Origin of the sequence: Methanolinea sp., from assembly GCA_016699325.1 — an archaeon.
Taxonomy (GTDB): domain Archaea; phylum Halobacteriota; class Methanomicrobia; order Methanomicrobiales; family Methanospirillaceae; genus UBA9949.
Genome location: CP064971.1, coordinates 37,189 through 57,680, shown reverse-complemented (window position 1 = coordinate 57,680; position 20,492 = coordinate 37,189). Strand labels below are relative to the sequence as shown.

Annotated in this window: 21 protein-coding genes and 1 tRNA gene; 11 read left to right on the top strand and 11 right to left on the bottom strand. The window is 53.4% G+C overall.

Features of this window, described 5'->3' with window-relative positions; translation table 11 throughout:
• Positions 1-123: 123 nt before the first annotated feature.
• The 3 genes from IPI71_00320 to hisD all read right to left on the bottom strand — a co-directional run bounded on the left by IPI71_00320 (position 124) and on the right by hisD (position 3,296).
• Positions 124-1,131 (bottom strand): hypothetical protein, encoded by a 1,008-nt coding sequence (locus IPI71_00320; GenBank protein ID QQR71018.1) that lies wholly within the window; start codon positions 1,129-1,131, stop codon positions 124-126.
• Between the two features lie 157 nt (positions 1,132-1,288).
• A complete protein-coding gene (locus IPI71_00315; protein ID QQR71017.1) occupies positions 1,289-1,630 on the bottom strand; it encodes a DUF1894 domain-containing protein in 342 nt (113 codons plus the stop codon).
• Between the two features lie 424 nt (positions 1,631-2,054).
• On the bottom strand, positions 2,055-3,296 hold the full coding sequence (hisD, locus tag IPI71_00310; GenBank protein ID QQR71016.1) for a histidinol dehydrogenase: 1,242 nt from the start codon (positions 3,294-3,296) through the stop codon (positions 2,055-2,057).
• Between the two features lie 360 nt (positions 3,297-3,656).
• Between hisD and IPI71_00305 the strand changes: the two genes are divergently transcribed.
• The gene (locus tag IPI71_00305) at positions 3,657-3,992 is read left to right on the top strand and encodes a hypothetical protein (protein ID QQR71015.1); all 336 of its coding nucleotides are present in this window, start codon (positions 3,657-3,659) and stop codon (positions 3,990-3,992) included.
• Between the two features lie 91 nt (positions 3,993-4,083).
• Here the strand turns inward: IPI71_00305 and IPI71_00300 are convergent, their stop codons facing one another.
• Positions 4,084-4,707: a DUF2115 domain-containing protein gene (locus tag IPI71_00300; protein QQR71884.1), complete on the bottom strand. Its 624-nt coding sequence runs from the start codon at positions 4,705-4,707 to the stop codon at positions 4,084-4,086.
• A 226-nt stretch (positions 4,708-4,933) separates the two neighbouring features.
• Between IPI71_00300 and polX the strand changes: the two genes are divergently transcribed.
• Both polX and IPI71_00290 read left to right on the top strand, forming a co-directional pair.
• Positions 4,934-6,622 carry a DNA polymerase/3'-5' exonuclease PolX gene (polX, locus tag IPI71_00295; GenBank protein QQR71014.1) on the top strand — a complete coding sequence of 563 codons (1,689 nt, stop codon included), beginning with the start codon at positions 4,934-4,936 and terminating at the stop codon, positions 6,620-6,622.
• Complete coding sequence (locus IPI71_00290) at positions 6,619-7,263, top strand: undecaprenyl diphosphate synthase family protein (protein QQR71013.1); 645 nt, start codon at positions 6,619-6,621, stop codon at positions 7,261-7,263. Before polX ends, IPI71_00290 begins: the two co-directional genes overlap by 4 nt.
• A 1-nt stretch (position 7,264) precedes the next feature.
• On the opposite strand, the gene uppS is transcribed toward IPI71_00290, so the two are convergent.
• From uppS to IPI71_00270, 4 genes are all read right to left on the bottom strand, one after another.
• The gene (uppS, locus tag IPI71_00285; protein QQR71012.1) at positions 7,265-8,038 is read right to left on the bottom strand and encodes a di-trans,poly-cis-decaprenylcistransferase; all 774 of its coding nucleotides are present in this window, start codon (positions 8,036-8,038) and stop codon (positions 7,265-7,267) included.
• On the bottom strand, positions 8,035-9,012 hold the full coding sequence (locus tag IPI71_00280; GenBank protein ID QQR71883.1) for a radical SAM protein: 978 nt from the start codon (positions 9,010-9,012) through the stop codon (positions 8,035-8,037). The genes uppS and IPI71_00280 overlap by 4 nt, the downstream gene beginning before the upstream one ends.
• 132 nt (positions 9,013-9,144) lie before the next feature.
• Positions 9,145-11,304, bottom strand: coding sequence for a hypothetical protein (locus IPI71_00275; GenBank protein QQR71011.1), 2,160 nt, complete (start codon positions 11,302-11,304; stop codon positions 9,145-9,147).
• Between the two features lie 381 nt (positions 11,305-11,685).
• On the bottom strand, positions 11,686-12,330 hold the full coding sequence (locus IPI71_00270) for a hypothetical protein (GenBank protein QQR71010.1): 645 nt from the start codon (positions 12,328-12,330) through the stop codon (positions 11,686-11,688).
• 558 nt (positions 12,331-12,888) lie between these two features.
• Here IPI71_00270 and IPI71_00265 point away from each other — a divergent pair.
• Positions 12,889-14,217, top strand: a complete 1,329-nt coding sequence (locus tag IPI71_00265; GenBank protein ID QQR71009.1) for a glutamine synthetase beta-grasp domain-containing protein — start codon at positions 12,889-12,891, stop codon at positions 14,215-14,217.
• Between the two features lie 144 nt (positions 14,218-14,361).
• On the opposite strand, the gene IPI71_00260 is transcribed toward IPI71_00265, so the two are convergent.
• A complete protein-coding gene (locus IPI71_00260) occupies positions 14,362-14,574 on the bottom strand; it encodes a hypothetical protein (protein QQR71008.1) in 213 nt (70 codons plus the stop codon).
• Between the two features lie 131 nt (positions 14,575-14,705).
• Here IPI71_00260 and IPI71_00255 point away from each other — a divergent pair, with 131 nt between their 5' ends.
• A complete protein-coding gene (locus tag IPI71_00255; GenBank protein ID QQR71007.1) occupies positions 14,706-15,221 on the top strand; it encodes a type IV pilin N-terminal domain-containing protein in 516 nt (171 codons plus the stop codon).
• A gap of 129 nt (positions 15,222-15,350) precedes the next feature.
• On the opposite strand, the gene IPI71_00250 is transcribed toward IPI71_00255, so the two are convergent.
• Positions 15,351-15,920: a DUF99 family protein gene (locus IPI71_00250; GenBank protein ID QQR71006.1), complete on the bottom strand. Its 570-nt coding sequence runs from the start codon at positions 15,918-15,920 to the stop codon at positions 15,351-15,353.
• Positions 15,921-15,959: 39 nt separating this feature from the next.
• Between IPI71_00250 and aglJ the strand changes: the two genes are divergently transcribed.
• From aglJ to IPI71_00225, 5 genes are all read left to right on the top strand, one after another.
• Positions 15,960-16,880: an S-layer glycoprotein N-glycosyltransferase AglJ gene (gene aglJ / locus IPI71_00245; protein QQR71005.1), complete on the top strand. Its 921-nt coding sequence runs from the start codon at positions 15,960-15,962 to the stop codon at positions 16,878-16,880.
• An 85-nt stretch (positions 16,881-16,965) separates the two neighbouring features.
• Positions 16,966-17,036 (top strand) — tRNA-Gly (locus tag IPI71_00240).
• An 8-nt stretch (positions 17,037-17,044) separates the two neighbouring features.
• Positions 17,045-17,725, top strand: coding sequence for a DUF5612 domain-containing protein (locus tag IPI71_00235; protein QQR71004.1), 681 nt, complete (start codon positions 17,045-17,047; stop codon positions 17,723-17,725).
• A gap of 1 nt (position 17,726) precedes the next feature.
• Positions 17,727-18,302: a threonylcarbamoyl-AMP synthase gene (locus IPI71_00230; GenBank protein ID QQR71003.1), complete on the top strand. Its 576-nt coding sequence runs from the start codon at positions 17,727-17,729 to the stop codon at positions 18,300-18,302.
• Complete coding sequence (locus IPI71_00225) at positions 18,299-19,255, top strand: nucleotidyltransferase domain-containing protein (protein ID QQR71002.1); 957 nt, start codon at positions 18,299-18,301, stop codon at positions 19,253-19,255. Before IPI71_00230 ends, IPI71_00225 begins: the two co-directional genes overlap by 4 nt.
• Positions 19,256-19,305: 50 nt before the next feature.
• Here the strand turns inward: IPI71_00225 and IPI71_00220 are convergent, their stop codons facing one another.
• Positions 19,306-19,986: a Dna2/Cas4 domain-containing protein gene (locus tag IPI71_00220; GenBank protein ID QQR71001.1), complete on the bottom strand. Its 681-nt coding sequence runs from the start codon at positions 19,984-19,986 to the stop codon at positions 19,306-19,308.
• A 193-nt stretch (positions 19,987-20,179) separates the two neighbouring features.
• Here IPI71_00220 and IPI71_00215 point away from each other — a divergent pair, with 193 nt between their 5' ends.
• Positions 20,180-20,476, top strand: coding sequence for a DUF3467 domain-containing protein (locus IPI71_00215; protein ID QQR71000.1), 297 nt, complete (start codon positions 20,180-20,182; stop codon positions 20,474-20,476).
• The last annotated feature ends 16 nt before the right edge of the window (positions 20,477-20,492 follow it).

Here is a 20,492-nt window from a genome sequence, read left to right as displayed (position 1 = left end):
TCTCTGATTGTAGTGAAGGTATTTTCCAGGCGATTTGCAGACCACCGGCCAGGGTGCCTGAAGCGTTATCATCCCTGCAATTCAATTGTGGGAAAAAAAGAAGCGAGAGTCCCCAGATACGGTTCAGGTTTGCTGAAAGAGGATGATTACATCCGAAAAATCGATATATCCGTTGTTGTTGTAATCAAACAAGTTAACAGGCTGATTTTCGCTTATCCAGTCCATATATATAAAATACATGATCACATCGACGAAATCGATCTCCCCATTCCCATTCAGGTCTTCGTACAACCCATCGCCATCTGGATCGGTTGGAAGAGGATATAATTCAGAGCCCTCCAGTGGATCAGTCTCCATTAAATCTGGTAAATTCGATGCCTGGGGGAATGCGACAGGGGCTGTAGCATCGACCAGTTCATTGTTCATGTTCTGACCGGTGTTCCCGGTGAGTTCTGTCACTTCTCCTGAACATGATGCACCTGTCGAACCGGTATCCCCAAACGGGCATACTGCACCTGTCGAACCGGTATCCCCAAACGGGCATACTGCACCGACCGAACCAGTATCCTCAAACGGGCATACTGCACCGACCGAACCGGTATCCTCAAACGGGCATACTGCACCGACCGAACCGGTATCCTCAAACGGGCATACTGCACCGACCGAACCGGTATCCTCAAACGGGCATACTGCACCTATCGAACCGGTATCCTCAAACGGGCATACTGCACCTATCGAACCGGTATCCTCAAACGGGCATACTGCTCCTACCGAACCGGTATCCCCAAACGGGCATACTGCACCTGTCGAACCGGTATCCCCAAACGGGCATACTGCTCCTACCGAACCGGTATCCTCAAACGGGCATACTGCTCCTACCGAACCGGTATCCTCAAACGGGCATACTGCACCTATCGAACCGGTATCCTCAAACGGGCATACTGCACCTATCGAACCGGTATCCTCAAACGGGCATACTGCACCTGTCGAACCGGTATCCTCAAACGGGCATATTGCTATGATAGATCCTGAAAATGAATTAAAAGAGCAGGCATTCCCTGCAGAACCACAACCCACGAACCCTATAATGAGAACGAAACCCGTAAGTAATGCAAAGATAGTTGTATCCATACCACGCCACCTTGATGATACCCCGGGAACAGACCCCCACAGCACCAGAGGATCTGTACCAGAAATGTACCTTCAACTAGGTTTTCCCCAATGACACTATAAATACTCTCCGGATCGCCCTGGTTATCATGTCAGCCTTCCCGTTCGGATATTGCAGTCATACCTTTTCCTTTTTTCGACTATCCTGTCTATCCCGGACCGCTGCGGTCTTCAATTCCGCACGGAGACGGGCGATCTCCTCCCGGTCAGAATCGATGACATAGAGCGAGGTACCATAACAGGGTTTCCGGAAGGGCATCAGGATCCTTCCTGATCCTTCATCAATCCCGACCAGCATCGGTCTGGCGAGGAGAATTGGAACTTCCCGGAAGACCTTTCCAGGCGGGATCAGGTAATGCTCCCTGCAGGACTTCTTCACCCGGTTATCGCACCGCCGTGGCGTCACGTTGGTGAGGATGACTTCTGACCAGATCTGATTAAAGCAGGGACCATCAGGCATTACTGAAAAAGAGAGGTTATACAGGAATAAGAGAGTTATGGTCGAGAGGACAGGCTCTCCTGATGTCAGCCCGGATACCCAATTTCATACCGGTCTTTTTCCCCAAATTACAATACCCCTGCAATCGCCAGATCATCACAATAGCAGGGAATTATCAAAATTACCTCGGTCATGCCAAAGCCGGAAACCTGGTAATCTTGATGATAATTTCCAACGACCTCCACTCCGTCAATTTGATATCGGCGGTCACCTGTTGACTGTTCCCCAAAAAGCCGGGTTATCAGGAAAAACGTCCTGGGTTAAGGACCGCAGGACGGGTCCTGCCCTAACCTGTTTTCTTTCCCTACCCGGACACCGGACTACACCTTCTCTGGTATCAGTTTTTCCCGGAAGATGCTTTCCGTGGGTAATCGGTTACAGGGATTTACGCCCGCCGCCTGATCCGGACTGATTCGGCGTGGGCGTGGAGGCCTTCGGCATCGGCAATGGTCTCGACAGTGTCCCCGATCTTCTCCAGTCCTTCACGGGAGACCATCTCCACCGATGCGGTCTTGCAGAAGTGGTTGACATCGAGGCCTGAATAGGTCTTCGCATACCCTGCCGTGGGGAGCACATGGTTGGTCCCGATCGCGTAGTCACCGCAGGCTACCACAGAGTACCGGCCGACAAAGATTGCCCCTGCGTTCCGGACCTTCATGACCACCGGGAGGGGGTCTGCCACCTGGATTGAAAGGTGTTCGGGGGCCACCGCATCCGAGGCAGCGATGGCCTCATCAAGGGACCGAACCACAACGTACCCCGAATTCTTCAGCGCCTGTTCGATGATCTCCTTTCTTGGGGCTTTGGCAGCCATCTCCGCAACTTCTCGTCCGACCTTCTCAGCGAGTGTTTTATCGGTGGATATCAGGATACAGGCAGCGTTCGGGTCATGCTCGGCCTGCGCCAGTACATCGGCAGCGACAAACCGGGGATCGGCGGTGGAGTCAGCGATGATCCCGATTTCGCTTGGACCTGCAGGAAAATCGATCTCAGCATATTCCCGTAGCATCATCTTGGCCAGGGTAACGTAGATGTTGCCCGGGCCGACGATCTTCTGCACCGGTTTTACCGATTCGGTCCCCAGCGCCAGGGCAGCAATGGCCTGGGCTCCGCCGGACCGGTATATCTCGGTCACCCCGGCAAGGTCGAGGGCGACCAGGGTCATGGGGCTGATTGGCGGTGGGGAAATGGCACAGATCTCCGGTACGCCGGCCACTTTTGCAGGAATGGCGCACATCAGCGCCGAAGAAGGGTAAGCCGCCCGTCCCCCGGGGATGTAGAGGCCTGCCCGGGACAACGGCGTGGTCTTGATGCCGAGCACGATGCCTGGTTCGACCTCCTCCAGCCAGAGATCCCGCGGTTTCTGGAGCTCGTGGAAGCGCTCGATCCGGTTCTTCGCATTGGCCAGGCTATCGATTATCGCATCGTCCACCTCATCGTAGGCTGCCTCCCGTTCGTCGTCGCTCACGGCAATTTCTTCCAGCACGACGTGCCGGGACATCTGCCGGAGCGCCGCATCACCGTCCCTGCGGACACGCTCGATGATCTCTGTGACCGTGGCCCGGGCTTCCTCGAGGCTCGATTTCCTGCCCGCGACCCAGGCATCGACCTCCACTGCCTTCCACATAGTGCCAATAATTTCGGACAGGATCGATGTTAATGTTTCTGCCAGGGAGAGGATTGTTGGGTTTATGTTCAGAGCCCTGTTAACCGGGAATTCGGTGAAGGGTGCTGATAAACAGATCCATTCGGGAAAATCTTTACGAACTGCCCGGTCCTTCCGCAATCAGATAAGCCCGGCGTGGTATCGTGAAGCGTTCTTTGCTTGGGTTGCAGGTCTCGGGTCAGCCTTATCCTCAACTACCGGTTGATGGGGCTGACCTGGCAAATCCCCGGGAGAGGGAAGCGGAGCAATGTTCACAGGGCAAGACCCGGCTTCCAAGGGGAATGCCAGGAAAATAACAGTAACCGCATGAGAGATACAACCATGCATGATGGAAATGCCGGGGACATTTTCAAATTAAACAGGGAAGCGAATACAGTCTCTTTCTATTCTTCTCCTGGCTTTCCCGTTTCTGCTACCGTTCAGGTCTCTTCGGCGGTAGGGCTGGTCCAGACTTTCCAGACGAATGCACCGATGCAAAGCAGGATAAGGCCGGCCAGCAACACGGCGCTGAACGCATTCTCGGAAAAGCTGGTGGAGACTTCAAACCCGGTGGTTTCAGCGAACAGACCGAAGATGAGCGCGATGACGGAGAACAGGATGAAACGGATAAAGATGCCGGCAATGACCGAAGCGGTGATCCTGAGGGGGGAATGGTGAGCCAGGAATCAGATATCTGTGCGTATCTATAAAGAAATTGCCTGGAACAGGCCATGGAATGGGAAAGCATGGTTGGATCCTCTCCCGGTGCTTATACTCCCTCCATCTGTTTCGCCGGGCAAAAGTTGCAGATCGAGAACGGGATCGCTTCTTCCTTGTCGCGGATAGGGCAGAAGAACTCCTCACCTCGTTTCTCCACCACGAAACCACCGGGAAAGGGGGTTCCCACCGGGTGGCCGGGACCATCCATGACGAACATGGAAAACGCCGAAAGCAGGTAGTAGAACAGGGAGCGGACCGGTTCCCCGAACCGAAACTCGGTCCCGGAATCAGGCGGCTGACCCAGGCAACCCTCCGGGACCATGGCCAGGAACTTCCGGAAGGTCTCCGGTTCTGTAATAGGCTGTTTCATCCGCCTGAATGCACCGGAACGGAACATGCAGAGCAGCCGATGGTGGGTACCGAAGAACTGCTCGTGGAAACACGGCCGGATCTTCTCCCGGTACGGGGACGGGAGCCGGTCGACCTCGTTTTTTATGCTCCCGCCGATAACCTGGAGCTCGGCAAGCGTGAACTTCTCCACCTCGCGGGCGATGGCCTCCCCGAGTTCACCCTTGGTGCGGGCCGCCTCCATGCTGTGGACAGCTTCGCATATCCGCCGGAGAGAGATCTCGTCTGCAGCCGGATAGGCCGCACTGTTGCAGGGAACGGACATCAGCAGCAGGTATACGATCTGGATCTCCCGGTTCTTGTAGCTATATGCGCAAGCCCGGGCGCGGAAGTCCCAGAGTATGGTTTGCAGTTCGTAAGGTCTGGTAACCGGGAAGGAACCGACATTATCTCGCGATGCGGGTGAGCCGCTGTCCATCCAGGAAAAATGCATATCATCGGAAGGATCAAGAGTTACGTGATACTGAGAGCCGCAGGGAGCCCTGGGAACCATGGATCGGACCAACCAGCAGATCGCGGAAAAACTGAATCTCATGGCAGAATTGCTGGAGCTCAAAGGAGAGAACGTATTCAAGGTCCGTGCATTCTACCGCGCTTCCGATATTATCGACCGGTACGGCTCACCGCTTGCATCCCTCGATGAACAGAGCCTCGCCACGATTCCTGGGATCGGGAAAAACATTGCAAAAAAGATACGGGAGATCGTGGAGACCGGTACATTCCAGGAACTGGAGGAAATAAAATCCGATATCCCTGACTCCCTCATCGAGCTGCTAAGGCTCGAGGGAGTTGGCCCAAAAACAGTTGCCAAGCTCAGGAGCAGACTCTCGATCGAAAGCATCGAAGATCTGGAGCGGGAAGCACGCAATCACCGCATCAGGGCGGTTCGGGGATTTGGCGAGAAAAAGGAAGAGGGTTTTCTCAAGGCAATCGCCGCGTATCGGGAGCAGTCCGGTCGCATGAACAGGCTTGAAGCTGACGAGGTTTTTGCCAGGGTGCGGCCTGCATTCACTCCCGGGACCTATGAAGTCGCCGGTAGTTACCGTCGCGGGAAAAGCACCGTTGGCGATATCGACGTGGTGAGCACGGAACCGGCGCCCGCGGTCAATCCGCGGCTCCGATCTCTTGCGGATGAGGTGATTGATGAAGGTGGAAAGAGGACATCGGTACGGGTGCTTGGAAAACGTGTCGATGTCCGCTTCTGCCATCCCCGCCAGTTCGGCTCGATGCTCCTCTACCTCACCGGGTCGAAAGCTTTCAATATCAGGCTCCGGGAGATCGCGCTTTCACGGGGATACAAGCTGAATGAATATGGAATAGAAGACCGGGGCGGTGGAATGAGGAGAGAATTTGGGTCCGAACAGGAACTATTCTCGTTCCTCGCCATGGATCCGGTTGTCCCCGAGCTCCGTGAAGACTGGGGGGAGGTTGAAGAGGCCCTTAAGGGATCTCTGCCGGACCTGGTTCACAGGGATTCCATCCGTGGAGACCTCCATGTCCATAGCACATGGAGCGACGGACGGCTCACCATCGAGGAACTGGCGCGGAAAGGCGAGGAGATGGGATATGAATACCTTGTCTGTTCAGATCATTCTGCAACCCTGGGGATTGCACACGGGCTTGACGAGGATGCCCTTTCAAAGCAGTCCCACGAGATCGAACTGGCAAACCGGTCGTCATCCTGCAGGATTCTTCAGGGAATCGAGGTTGATATACTCTCCGATGGCACCCTGGGGCTCCCTTCCAGGGCCCTTGGAGACCTCGAGATCGTCATCGCATCGGTCCATTCAGGGTTCTCCCAGGAGCGTGACATCATGACCCGAAGGATCCTATCAGCACTCGATAATGAGCATGTCGATATTATCGGGCATCCCACCGGCAGGATCATCGGGCGACGCCATCCCTATGCAGTCGATATGGACAGGGTGATCGACCGTGCCCGGGATACTTCGACAGCCCTCGAATGCAATGCCTCACCGTACCGGCTTGACCTGGACGATATACACATCCGGCAGGCCATCGAGCACGGGGTCAGGATTGCAATCGGCTCTGATGCCCATGATGCATCCGAATTCGGGCATATCCAGTACGGTGTCACCACGTGCCGGAGGGGATGGGCGGAGGACCCGGATGTCCTCAATACCCTGCACCTAGGTGATCTCCTGGAGTGGGTATCGTGATTTACCAACTCTACGAATGGGCGCTACTCAAAAGGATTGTGCTCCTGCCTTCCCACATCTGTTTCATGATTACCGGAGAGGACCTCCGGAATGCACCGGATAAACTTGCCCTTGTTGCCCAGTGGTGCTATGATGTCAACCGCCAGGTCCTGAGCAAGGGGATACCAGCCCGTGGCCCGGAGCCCGGACTGGGCATCCAGGGAGTAACAGTCCATGTCAGTACTTCCGATCCCGAAGAGATAGTGCCGTTCCTTCCCGCGATACGGGAAGTCCGCAGGTATGCATCGCTCGTGATGTATCCCTATGGACATGAAGAAAGAGGGGCTGCGGGTATCGAGTTCGGGATTGCTGTCGGGACGAGCGGGCGTGATGAAATCGTTTCCTGCATCCGTTCCATGGCCGCGGAGGGACTTATGCCTGATGAGGTTGATGAGGAAGCCTTCGAACGGTGCCTGACCTTCCGGTATACGCCGGATCTGGTGATCAAGACCGGGGGATATCACCTCACCGATTTCCTCATCTGGCAGTCGGTCTATTCGGAACTATTCTTCTCCGACGTGAACTGGAAATTGTTCAGAAAGACTGATTTTCTTCGTGCGCTCCGGGACTATCAGGCACGGATCAGGCGGTTTGGGACGTAAGTCAGGGCCTGGAACCCAGTGATGCTTCCCGCCGCTGTGAGTAGATGCGCAAGGCCCTCAGGAAATCGATTCTCCGAAAGATCGGCCAGTAGGGGGCGCAAAAACAGACTGCTGACTCATGCCCGTTTGCAAGCCAGGGAAGAAAATTCGAGGTGCGGTACTCATTCCCCGTTCGTATGACAAGATCAACGGGGGGGAGGTTATGATCGGCACAAATATGTTGTTCAACCAGTTCGCGGTTGATATCCCCTGCAGTATAGATCCCGTCCCGGACCTTGCGGAGGATGGAACGGGCAGCCCGCACAATCTCGTTTCGCCCGCCATAAGCGATCGCGATATTCAGGAAATAATCGTTGTATCCGGCCGTCGCTTCCTCGGCGTCTTTGATGACCGTCCTTAAATCTTCAGGGAGCAGGGACCGATCGCCGATCATCCGAACGCAGATACGATTCCGGTGGATCCTCGGGTCATCAAGGACCCGGGAGAATCGATCTTTGAAGAGCTCGAAGAGCGCCTGTACTTCTCCTGAGTCACGGTTGAAATTTTCTGTGGAGAAGGAATATAGCGTGACATGTGAAATTCCAAGGTTCCGTGTCCATTCGAGCATTTCTTCTGTCCGGTCTGCTCCGAGCCGGTGTCCCTCGCTCTGCAGGAGTCCCTGGGAACTCGCATACCTCCTGTTCCCATCCTGGATGATGGCTATATGCGAGGGAATGAACCGGATCTGGCCTTCAAGCATCCATTCATAGACGGGTTCGAGGAGCTGGCGGATCATGGAACCGGGACTACCTCCACCACTATCCCCCTGTCAGGGTATCGCTCGATAACAGCTTTTTTACCTCCGATCCGGGCTCGTTCCTCCGCAACAATCCACCATGCGGTCTCAACCACCCCTTCCCGCACCTCATACATATCTTCTCCGTAATCCCTGATCGCCGGAGGGATTCCTTCAACGTTTTCGATGACCCCGTAGATAACCGTTCCCTCCCCGGTTACCTCATCGAAGGGACGGGCGGTGTTCCTGGCAACACGTATGAGCCTTTCCCGGAGCTGGACCGAGTCCTTGAACTGTGAGCTGCAGAAGCGGACCTTTGGATTCCTGCATATCTGGGCGGCCCACTCCCGGGAGCCTGCGACCGCGTTGTGTACCGAGTCTTCGGGAACATAACCCCTCCTCCTCATTTCATCAGCGTTGGTCTCCCCCCATTCGAGTTCGTTGATGGTGAGGAAATCCAATTCAGGCAGGGCATTTTCAAGGATGCCGACATTGGGGAGTGCCGGGACTTCAAACCCCACGCAAACCCCCATATCGCGGGCATGCCTGGCCGCCCGGACAAATTCCGTCTCGCGGATATGATCCCAGCATTCAGCAGGGGGGTGCATCCTGATCTCGTCCACCAGCCCGACCAGCTTCCGGAGCGTATCCTTTCCGGGCGCACGCGCAGTATAGAGATGAACATGGTGCTCCTCCCCAAAGGCATGCTTCAGGACGCAGGAATATTCGATTACCCGCCCGATCCGGTCCAGTGGTTCCCCACCGGTGATACCGGTACCAAGTGCACTCATCCGCTGTGCGACGCGGACGGCTTCCTCAGGCGAGGATATCTCCTTCTCATTTGCGTATATCCTGTCCTGGCCTTTCCGCTCCCTGGAGAGCGGACAATACCAGCAGCTACGCCGGCAAACACCAGTGATAAAGAGAACCATCTTTGCTCCCTGCTGACATAGCACGCAACCGCGGGTTGGCATCCGTTCCATGGATGAATAGTGGTTTGCCGCACCGGGCATTGAATCTTTCATTCAGGGCATGAAAACGCAGAACAGTGAACCGGAATGGTTTGATTGCAAAAATGAGAATAAATATACGTGCACGAAAGGGTGTTATTTGATCAATTCCCTCAGTAAAGCTTCTTTTTGAGACGAGCCAGGATATGCCCCAGCCGCCCCTTCGCGCCCCGGGGTATACTTTTGAGTCCCCATCTTTTTCAGAAAAACGACCCGGGTTTGCGAGCCACTGTTTCCTGCCCTGTCCCTTGCTGTGATCTTTATACTCATGGAAGGTGCGGAACTTGCAGGGATGGTCCAGGTGTATGAACCACTCTGGGGCTGGTTTTCAGCGATGGGATTCCAGGTAGCTCCTCCATTCGAAGAGTACTGGAGTGAAACGGACGCTACTCCTATATTATCCGATGCAGACCAGGTGATCGCGAGGTTCTGCCCGGGAGAGACCGTCATATATGGCCCTGGTGACGATACCGTGACCGAAGGAGGTGTATTATCTCCCATGGGTGGAGTCGGTGTCGGAGGAGGTGAGATCTCCGGTGTGGGACTCACGGTCGGCATGGCCGTTGTTTTTTTCAGAAGAACGACCCGGGTTTGCGAGCCACTGTTTCCTGCCCTGTCCCTTGCTGTGATCTTTATACTCATGGAAGGTGCGGAACTTGCAGGAATGGTCCAGGTATATGAACCACTCTGGGGCTGGTTTTCAGCGATGGGATTCCAGGTAGCTCCTCCATTCGAAGAGTACTGGAGTGAAACGGACGCTACTCCTATATTATCCGATGCAGACCAGGTGATCACGAGGTTCTGCCCGGGAGACACCGTTATATATGGCCCTGGTGACGATACCATGACCGAAGGAGGGGTATTATCTCCCATGGATGGAATCGGTGTCGGAGGAGGTGATATCTCCGGGGAAGGATTCTGTACTTGGGGTGTCTGGCCCGGAAGTGAACTGAACGCTTTGAGACAGACATTTGAGTTAGCATAGATGGTCGTAAATTCCGTCCAAATAATTCCGTCGCTGCTGACAAAACTTTCCCCGGTACTGGCGCTGGCACGGGATGAGAACCCCGGGTATTGATATTCAATCGCAACCGGATAGTTATTTCCTGGTGTGGTAAGTTTCACGACAACGGAAAAAGTGTCCCCCTGCTTGACCCTGACCGGCTGGGAGAGGGTTATCGTATGGTAACCGGGTATACCGATTGTTCCGGACTGGGTGGATAAGGCCATACCGGTAACCGGAGTGCTCCTCCCCACGCCTTTGTAGAGCGAGATTTTATACTGTGAATTCAGGGAAGGGGTATAGAAAGCCACCGCGGTGATGTCTTCTTCGGCCAGTGCGGTGAATACATTCGCGAAGTATGCGGTATTTCCTGTCTCACCATAAGAGGCCACCCATCCAAGAGGATCATACTGGTAGATGTGGTAATAATTTGTAGAAGGCTCACCGATGAAGACTGCATTATCCAGACCAATCTGCCTGTCATAGTACGATACATAAAAGAAACCGTTTTCACCCCAGGTCGTTCCCCAGCTGTTCTTCACGATAAATGCACCATTTCCAGGAGGACTTGTAACAAATCTATTTTTATCGTACGTATCGTCCCACCCTACAATAGTAATGGCATGATTTGCAGGTGAACTTCCGGAATAGAAGTATGCTGCTGTTGAAGGCCGGTAACTGGATTCTTCCCAGCAGATAGACGAATAGACGGCCCCATGTTCTTTCAGCATTTTTTTAATGTTCTGGTTATCGGTCGAGCTGCTCCTTCCCGGCACGAAAAGCACATCCTGAACATGGTATACAGCGGCAGGGTTCGGTATGACTGCAGATGTACTTGCCTGGGCTACTGAATAGGGATCGCTGGTATCGCTGATTGGCCCGCTCCATCGAGATAGATATGCGGTGGACATCAAGGCATTCCCACCCTGGCAGGGAGATAAATCGAAACCGTGGGAGTTTTTCATATTATTTTCGGAAAAATCCCACGTTTTCCCAGGAAAGATGGTGGATTCGAGAGATGCAAGGGTTGAAAATGCCCAGCAACACCCACATGTCCCCTGGTCCTTTGCTGGAGTTACCCGTCCCTCTGCTCTCAGATCGAAACCTGAGGATTGTGGTATTACCGCAGGCGAGGAGTATTGTGCTACGAGGGAATCAGGCAGGAATGAGCGTTCTTCCCGGAGGATGTAGCCATCAGCAGAACCATCGATCTGCTGGCCTCGCAGGCAGGAGAGATCAACAGAGGGGGGCACGTACCCCAGATGGCTGTTTATACCTGGGGAGATTATTATCGATCTGTCTTTCATCTTTTCAAGGCATGTAACAAAATCCTGGTTAAATGGGGACAGGGAATTTGGATTCTCATTCGCAAGGCGAGCAGGAGAGACCGAAACGGCAGGGTACACAAGGGAAGAGATGAGTAGGAATGCCAGAAATGCGCTTAGCCGTAAATCCATACCTTCTCCAGTCGCTCATGTGAGACAAATTGGCATTCACCTTTGTCCAGGGTGATTGTTCATCTGTCCACGAGTATATACCAAAGACCGCTGTCACCACAGACGTTCTTCATCTCTAGTGAACGATAGTGATACCTTTTAAAAATAGAGGATGATCCTGGTTCAATGGGATGGAGATCATTGTTGCCTGTCCCTATCTTCGGGATTCCATCTATCCCTGTAGTACGCTGCTGCTCCGATGATTACCAGCAATGCCCCAATAGCAGTGCAGGAAAGCAACCCCGCTGATTTTGTGGGAGGCGGAAGACCTTGCGACTCACCGGATTCCTGGCCGCCAGGAGCAGGCGTGCCAGGAGGCTGAACCTGCCCCTCCTGTCCGGGAACGGCCTGGGTTGTAACAGCCGGGGGTTGGCCCGGGAGGTAGGTTGTCACGATTGGTGGTGTCGGGAGGGCGGGGCCCGAATATCCTGCAATGGCTGGAACCTGACCGTACGGTATGCGGGTCTGGACCGGTGTTGGTTCACGAGTCACTCCTGCAGAGGGCTGGGATGCGATCCGCAGGTTCAGTTCTGTCACATCACCGGGAACGTACGGATACGCTTCGAGCCAGGGGCCGTTCGTGGAGACGGGATAAACTTCCGCTTTCGCTCCACCAACGTAAAATTCGAGAGGAGTTCCAATCTCGACATCCCCCTGGACAAGAAGTTTTTCTCCCATCGCTTCTGGCGTTCCGTATGCCCCGTTCCCTGTTACAATCGGGTTTCCTGAAATTCCGGATTTAACACCCGGGCCGGTTGCTTCAATGGTAAGACCGGGACTCACGGGGCTGTCTCCTGCCACAATGGACCCATGGAATGCGTGAGGTAACATAGGTGCGGTTGCCATGGAATCTGCAACAGAGGGAAACAATGCTAATACCGAGAGGAGAAGAACGATCCCCAGCAATTTACCTGCAAAATGTTGTTTCATTCGATCACCATGTAGAAACAGGTTTATTCTTCCTTGAGATATGCTTTCTCTGTTCATTCCTCCACAACGACTTACTCTGATTCCGCATCCTCAATCCCTGAAAAAAGCCCGACATCACTCTTTGTGTTTCATGGTCAAGGTTTCAACCTTCAGCCTGTAATTTGTCGAGAGAGTGAGTCGCCATCTATGGCTGCAACGTCTTGGTTGAAGCGGTTGACAAGCCGGTTGGTCGCAATCGCTGCCCGTTCATCCACCTCGGCCAGCGTAACATGTATACCGGTGCTGCCCATTTTTTACAGGCCCTGTCAAACATATTCTCGATTACGGGTACGGTCAGCACATGCCCCGCTGATGGGAAACAGGGTTTGCTCAATTAAATATAAACACGATTGGGTGGAAGCTTTTTTCCATATGAGCGCAGATGTCGCAGGTGAAATACTGGAGCGAATCGACGCAGATTCAGTGAAGATCCTGCGCCTCCAGTTCACCGATATCCAGGGTCAGCCGAAAAATGTCGCCATTCCGGTGAAGCAGGCAGAAAAAGCCCTGAACGAGGGGATATGGTTCGACGGATCCTCAATTGAGGGGTTTGCACGAATCGAAGAATCGGACATGTTACTGAAGCCCGATCCCGCAACATATGCCATCCTCCCCTGGCGGCCATCGGATGCACGGGTTGCCCGGTTTATCTGCGATGTATATACCTACGGGAATAAACATTTCGAGGGAGATCCCAGGTTCATACTGAAAAGGGCACTTGAAGAAGCAGAGAAGATGGAATACACCTTCAACACCGGCCCTGAGCTCGAATTCTTCCTGTTCAAAATGGTCGATGGAAAACCCACAACCCTCTTCCAGGACCTGGGTGGATATTTCGATCTGGCACCCACCGACCTTGCCGAGGATGTCCGGCGCGATATTATTTTTGCCCTGACACAGATGGGATTCGAGATAGAAGCTTCGCACCACGAGGTGGCGGAAAGCCAGCACGAAATTGACTTCAAGTACAGCTATGCACTTGATACCGCTGATAAGGTGATAACCTTCAAGTTTGCGACAAAAACCCTTGCACTCAGGAAAAACCTGCATGCGACGTTCATGGCAAAACCGATTTTCGGTATTAACGGAAGCGGAATGCACACGCACATGTCACTGGCAAAGGACGGTAAAAATGCATTCTATGGTCCGGATGAGCCCATGCAGCTCTCTAAAACAGCTCTCTATTTTATCGGAGGGCTCCTCAAACATGCAAAGGCCATCACACGGCTGGCAAATCCTACCATCAACTCGTACAAGAGGCTCGTACCGGGATACGAAGCGCCGTGTTATATCTCCTGGAGTGCGACCAACCGGTCGGCACTGGTCAGGGTCCCGGCCGCCCGCGGCAACAGCACCCGTGCCGAGTTCCGGAGCCCGGACCCGATGTGCAACCCCTATCTCACTTTTGCAGCGATGCTCGCTGCCGGACTGGACGGAATCAGGAACAAGATTGAACCTCCTGAAATTAAGAACACCAACATCTACCATCTCACGGCAGATAAACGGAAAGAGATGGGAATCGAGATGCTTCCCGGCAGCCTGATAGAAGCACAGCACGAGCTCGAGAAAGATCCGGTACTGACAAAAACCATGGGATACCATGTCATGGAAGGCCTGGCCAGTATTGCCAACCTGGAAACCGATTTGTTCAGGCATGCTGTCCACCCCTGGGAACTCGACCGGTACCTGGCCACCTATTAAAATTTTTGCGAGATTGTAACCAGCAGGCAATGATACTTGTACCCGGGCAAGCAGCCCATGTTTTCTTCGGGTATTCGCTCTTGGTTGAGAAAGATGGTTTCTTTGTGCCATTAACGGGGTGGGGAGACCTGGAAAGGAATCTTCCTAAAGCACCGTGACGATGCAATCAATGCGGATCTCATCCCCAAAGTCCTGGTCGAAGTCACGGGAAATGGACCCTGCACGGACCGGGCCACCGCTGCGATCTGTTAGGGTGAAAAAGCCGGGGAAAAACGGTGACGAACGGCTATTTGTCCTTCTCATGGAACGCTCGATCAGACCCTTTCCTGCAAACAGGAGACCTGGCAGGGCAGGCATGCACCCCAGCTTAGGCGTTTTGCTGATGGGGGATTGGCCCCCCAATCCATTCATCGCACCGATGAATATTCTTCTTTCTCGCCGGAAGATTTCAAAAAATATATCAGCGATTGGTATCTCACCTCTCAATATTGTCTCCCAAAACAACGAACACCGAAGCTGTCTCCCCTCAGATCGGTGTTATCCTCATGATTGCGATATGCGTTCTCCTGGCCGCACTAGTGATCCTGATGTTCAGGTTACCCGTCTTTGCCGTTCCAAACAACATCACCCCTTCGTATCTCGAGATATGCGGTATTTACCATACGGATGAACATGGTATCCTGAATTACGATTCACGGGTTATCCTCCTGCACAATGGAAGTGAACGACTCGAAAATGCCGGTCTTCGAGCTGAATTTTTTCGAAATGGAATAAAAATACCGGCAACCATCGAAACGTTGAACGGGAACAAGTTTATAGCATCCCACCACTTCGGGGTCCAGACCATGGGAGGTCTTGGGTGTTCCGGAAAATTCTGGAATCCAAAAGAAAAAATCGCCATAGATTTTTCCGACAAAACGTTTCATCCCGGAGACACCGTGCGGGTGGATATCTACATGAAGGGATCAGGTGAACTCATCTCACGCTCCAGCAGAACAGGATGAGATACCGCGACCTGGATGTTCGGACAAATCACCCATTCCCAGTTATCCGCTTCTCTCACCTTCGAAGGAATGTATTTTTTAGGGAGGAAAGATTTCCACATCAGCACATGGAAAGGCCTAAATTATGCATTATCCATTCCTCTTCCCGTACTGCAGGACTGCCCGTGCACAGAGGCGTGCAACCCGGAGAGGTTCCGGGATCTTTCCATCCAACGTGAATGAGGAGCAGAGTGCTGCCGCATCTTCACCACATATCCCACATGGACGAATATAGATGGTATGGCCGGTGGAGAGGATTACCGGAATGCGTGTGCCAAGATCCCGGTAACGGCAGAGCCGTTCATCGTCCCCCGGGAAATGTCGCTTGATATCTTCTTCTATCCCTTCTGATTCCTCGTAGGTTACGATGATGACAGGCCTTTCAACCGTTTTCCATACCAGAACAGGGTTGATGATGTTGAACCAGGATATCACACACCCGCTGATCATGATGGCATTGATATCCTGCCTCTTGAACCTCCTGTAAAGAGAGATTACCGCATCGGTTGCGTCCATACCTCCGACGGTTGTGGTCTCAAATGAGATACCGTCAATGCGGAGATCTTTTCGCATGACCAGGCCCGCAAGTATGGATTTATCACCTGAAGAGAAGCTTTCCGCGATTCCAAGGACACGCAGCCCCGTTTTCGCGACATGCATGCAAGCACTTATGACAGGGTATATAAAAATTATATTCCAATGAGCATTGGAAAGGACCAGGTCTGTATCCTCATTCCAACCCTGAATGAAGCCCCGACAATCGGAGGCCTGATAACGGATTTTATCTCCCTGGGCTTCAGGAACATCCTGGTCATTGACGGTCACAGCTCTGATGGAACCAGGAAGATCGCATCGCAGGCCGGAGCACGGGTCATCGAACAGGAAGGCCGGGGAAAGGGAACCGCCATCATCGAGGCTTTCAGACTGGTTGAAGAGCCTTATATCCTGATGATCGATGGGGACAGGACGTATTCGCCTCTGGATGCCGAACGGATGCTCGCCCCCCTTGCATCAGGATCAGCCCATGTAATCGGAGACCGCCTGATCGAAGAAAACCGCCGGGCGTTCTCGTGGTTCAATTACACCGGGAACCAGATCCTGAACCGGCTTTTCAAACTTGCGCATGGCCGCTTTCTCAACGACATCCTTTCAGGATACCGTGCATTCACCCGCGAATCTGTCAGGTTGATGCAGCTGAAGGAAAAAGGATTCGGAATAGAGACCGAAATATCGGCCGAAGCAGTGCGGGGCAACCTTGAAATCGCCATTGTTCCCATTACCTACCATCGGCGATCGGGAACGCCGACAAAACTCAATCCGTTCCATGACGGCCTGAAGATTACGGTGACAATTTACAGACTCGCAAAATTGAGCAATCCGCTTTTTTATTTCGGCCTTATCGGGATGATTGTCATGTTCTCCGGGTTAATTTCAGGTGCGTATATCTTTTCAGAATGGCTGAAAAACATCGAGCATATCCCGCTGACCATCCTCACTGTTTTGCTCATTGTTGTCGGCTTCCAGATATTCATGTTCGGCATCATCAGTGACATGCTCCTTGCATTCCACAGGGAGATTGTGCGCGAAATCCAGGATATTCGTAATAGTTCGAGGAAATGATACGGAAGTGGTTCTTGCCTCCATCCATCGTTCTGACAGAGAAATTTATCTTTGAAAGGTACCAATTGATTATGCACCGTATCGGGCGATAGTAGTCTAGCGGCAGGACAGAGGCTTCCCAAGCCTTTAGCCCGGGTTCGATCCCCGGCTATCGCATTCCCGGCATGAGCGACCCAGCACCCGAACTTTTTGCAATCCGGATTATCGTTGAGAACAAGAAAGGTGTCCTCCGGGACATCTCGACTGTACTCGCCCAGCACGATGCAAATGTGCTGATGATTCACCAGGAGTGTTTTGATACCGGACCCTTCCAGGGTATGGCTGAGCTGTACCTCGAGTTCGAGAACGGTACGGATCGGGAAGGAATGTTCCGGGAACTCTACCAACTCCCTGCCGTCCATGATGTGAAGCCCTACGAGCCGTTCAGTCACATTTACGGAACACGGGTGATCATCATCGGCGGAGGGGCCCAGGTTGCCCAGGTCGCCCTCGGTGCCGTGAATGAGGCAGACCGCCACAATATCCGGGGAGAACGAATTTCTGTCGACACTATCCCTCTTGTTGGAGAGAAAACTGTTGCAATGGCAGTCGATGCCGTTGCTCGCCTTCCAAGGGCATCCATCCTTGTCCTCGCAGGTTCGCTGATGGGAGGTGAGATATCATCTGCCGTCGACCGGGTGCGCGAAGCAGGAATACCGGTAATCGCCCTCAAAATGGCCGGGAGTGTCCCGGCACATGCCGACCTCGTCGTTACTGATCCCATCCAGGCCGGGGTCTTTGCTGTAATGCACGTCAGCAAAGCAGCCGTTTTCGATATAAACCGGGTAAAGGGACGTGAGTTCTGATATGTCCCTGATCGAGAAGGCCGTCTCGATCCTCCATCACGATGGGATCGTCATCTACCCCACGGACACGGTGTATGGGCTCGGGGGCGACGCATTCTCTGAAGAAGCAATCATCAAGGTTTTCGAGGCAAAGAAGCGCCCGCTCTCCAATCCTATTGCTATTGCGGTTTGTAATAAAGATATGATCCACTGGACAGCCCGTGTCGATGCCTATGCCTCGCTCTTTATCGATCGCTTCCTCCCGGGTCCGGTAACGGTTGTCCTTCCGGCCAGATCCTGTGTGCCTGATATGCTGACCGGGGGAACCGGATTGATCGGTATCCGGTTCCCCAACCATCCGCTCGCCCTCGAACTCATTTCACGCTTCGATTCTCCGATCACCGCGACCAGTGCAAACATCACCGGGGCAAAAGATCCGGCAACTCCTGGAGAGTGTCGTATCCCGCACGATCTCCTGATCGATGCCGGCAGGCTGCCCGGCACATCAAGTACTGTTGTCGATCTCGCCTCCCGGAAGATCATCAGGGCGGGCGCAATCGCCGACCTGGTCGCTGCTTTCCTCGCATCAGGCCTATGAGAGCCACCGTCAAAAAACCAGTCCGGCTCAGGGATTTTATCGAGGATGTCGATGGCAGGCTGTATGCTGTTTCCACCTACGACAACCGTGAACGGGTGGGATGCATCCTCAGATACATCCCCGATCCTTCCGGCACGCGGCAGAACCGGGAGGGTGTGCGGTTCCGGAAGCTCGAATTCGATGAGGCATTCACCTATATCGAACGTGAAAAACCGGAATATTCTGATATCATCCAGCGTGTCCCTTATACGGATATCCGGAGAGTATTGAAACCAGAAGACGAGATCGGGGCCGTCATCCGGAGAAATCCCCTCGTACAGCGGCTTTCTTCCCTGTTTGGCCTGCCCGCGAGAACGTATGGGTGTACGGGTTCCCTGCTCTGCGGGCTCGAGAGTGAAGAGTCGGATATCGATTTCGTTGTCTATGGGAGGGTCTTTTTCCATGCCAGGGAACTGCTGCGCTATGCAATCAACCGGGGCAGACTGCAGCCCATCAGCGATGACCTGTGGGACTATATCTATCGGAAGAGAAACCCTGAAATTTCGTTCGATGAATTCATCCTCCACGAGAAGCGGAAATGGAACCGTGGGCAGATCGATTCGGTGTATTTCGACATTCTCTATGCACGTTCTTATAAAGCGCTCAATCCACTTCCCTGCACCCGGGGGAGAACCTGCGGGTTACGGACCATCGAGGCAACTGTCACTGATGATTCCCTCTCGTTCGACAGTCCGGCCGTGTACCGGGTCGATCACGAAGATATCTCCAGGGTCCTTTCCTTTTCGCATACCTACTGCGGGCAGGCCCTCGCAGGAGAACGCATCCAGGCGAAGGGGGTTTGCGAGAGGCACGGAAGCGAGCAGTGGCTTATCATCGGCACGACACGCGATGCCCGCGGAGAGTATATCCGTTCGCTCAGCCTGCTTGAGGATCTTGAATCATCGCTCCCCTGACGGGATCGCACGACAAGGACCGCAATAATAGGGAAATGTCCGCCCGCCACTCAAAAGAGATCGGAGAGACGTTGTCCTCCGGCTGGATTGCACCGCTCTGCATGCCTGCAGGATTCGCAGGGCGGGTGCAGTGGTCTGCGGGGAAGTTCACCATTCGTAATCCGCCGGGCTTCCTGGAGAGCGCGGAGGAACTTTCTTTTGTCGAGCGGCTCGATGGTGCAGACCCTCCCGATTCCCGAATGGATGTATTCAACGATGCCTTCAGAAACGGCGGTTCCAAGCATCTCCTCGAGGCAGATTGCATACCCGGCAACCCTGAGCCGGTCAGCGGTATATATCCCGCGCGACGGAGCAGCGGTGGGACGGGTTACGGCAAAGAGAGGGCTGTCGAAAAATAACTTGTCAACGATCCCATGAAGATGGTAGCGGTCCGATCTCACCGCCACATCTGCATCCCGATATGTTCTCCAGGTAGGGTTCGATTTGCAGAGCCTGACTGATTCGGTGAGGATAGGAAATGCAGAGTTGTCTATGTCCTTCTGAATGAAGCAGATCTCGTCCCAGATTTCGGCTGCATCGAGCGTATCCCCGAGGCGATACGAGATCTGTTTTGCAGCGGTATAGCGCCACGATTCCAGGCGTTCTCTTCCCTTGTCCAGGTAGAAGCGGTAAGGGCACGTCGAAGTGGTCACGACCGCCGAGATACTGATATCGGGAATGGTGCGACTCACATCAAGGGGTATTCCATGAATCTATGTATAGCTGCTGTTTTCGCATCACAGACGGCCTGATAGATGGTGTTAAAAGAGTATCTTCCTGGGATATCTGATGGTTGCCGGATATTTTTTATGCCTGTACCGATTATTACAACCTGTTTCCAGCAGTATTTCAAAAAGGCCTTATTCTCGCACTCTTAATAGATACATGCCTATGTCACACGAAATCTCCGTCAATATTCCATCAACTCTCGATCCTGTCTATAGCAACATGATCCAGATAGCCTACAAGAACGATGAATTCACATTCGTCTTCCTCCACCAGATACCCGGTGTGAGCCAGGCGCGTGCAAAGGCTATCGTGAGCATCACCCCGCAGCATGCAAAAAATCTCCTCGCCGTTTTTACCAAAACGTTTGCCGATTATGAGGCAAAATTCGGGCAGATAGAAACCCCATCCGGAAAGCAGCAGGACAGCGTCACCACCATCAGGGGTTACTCCTGAGAAAGCGCAGCCGCAG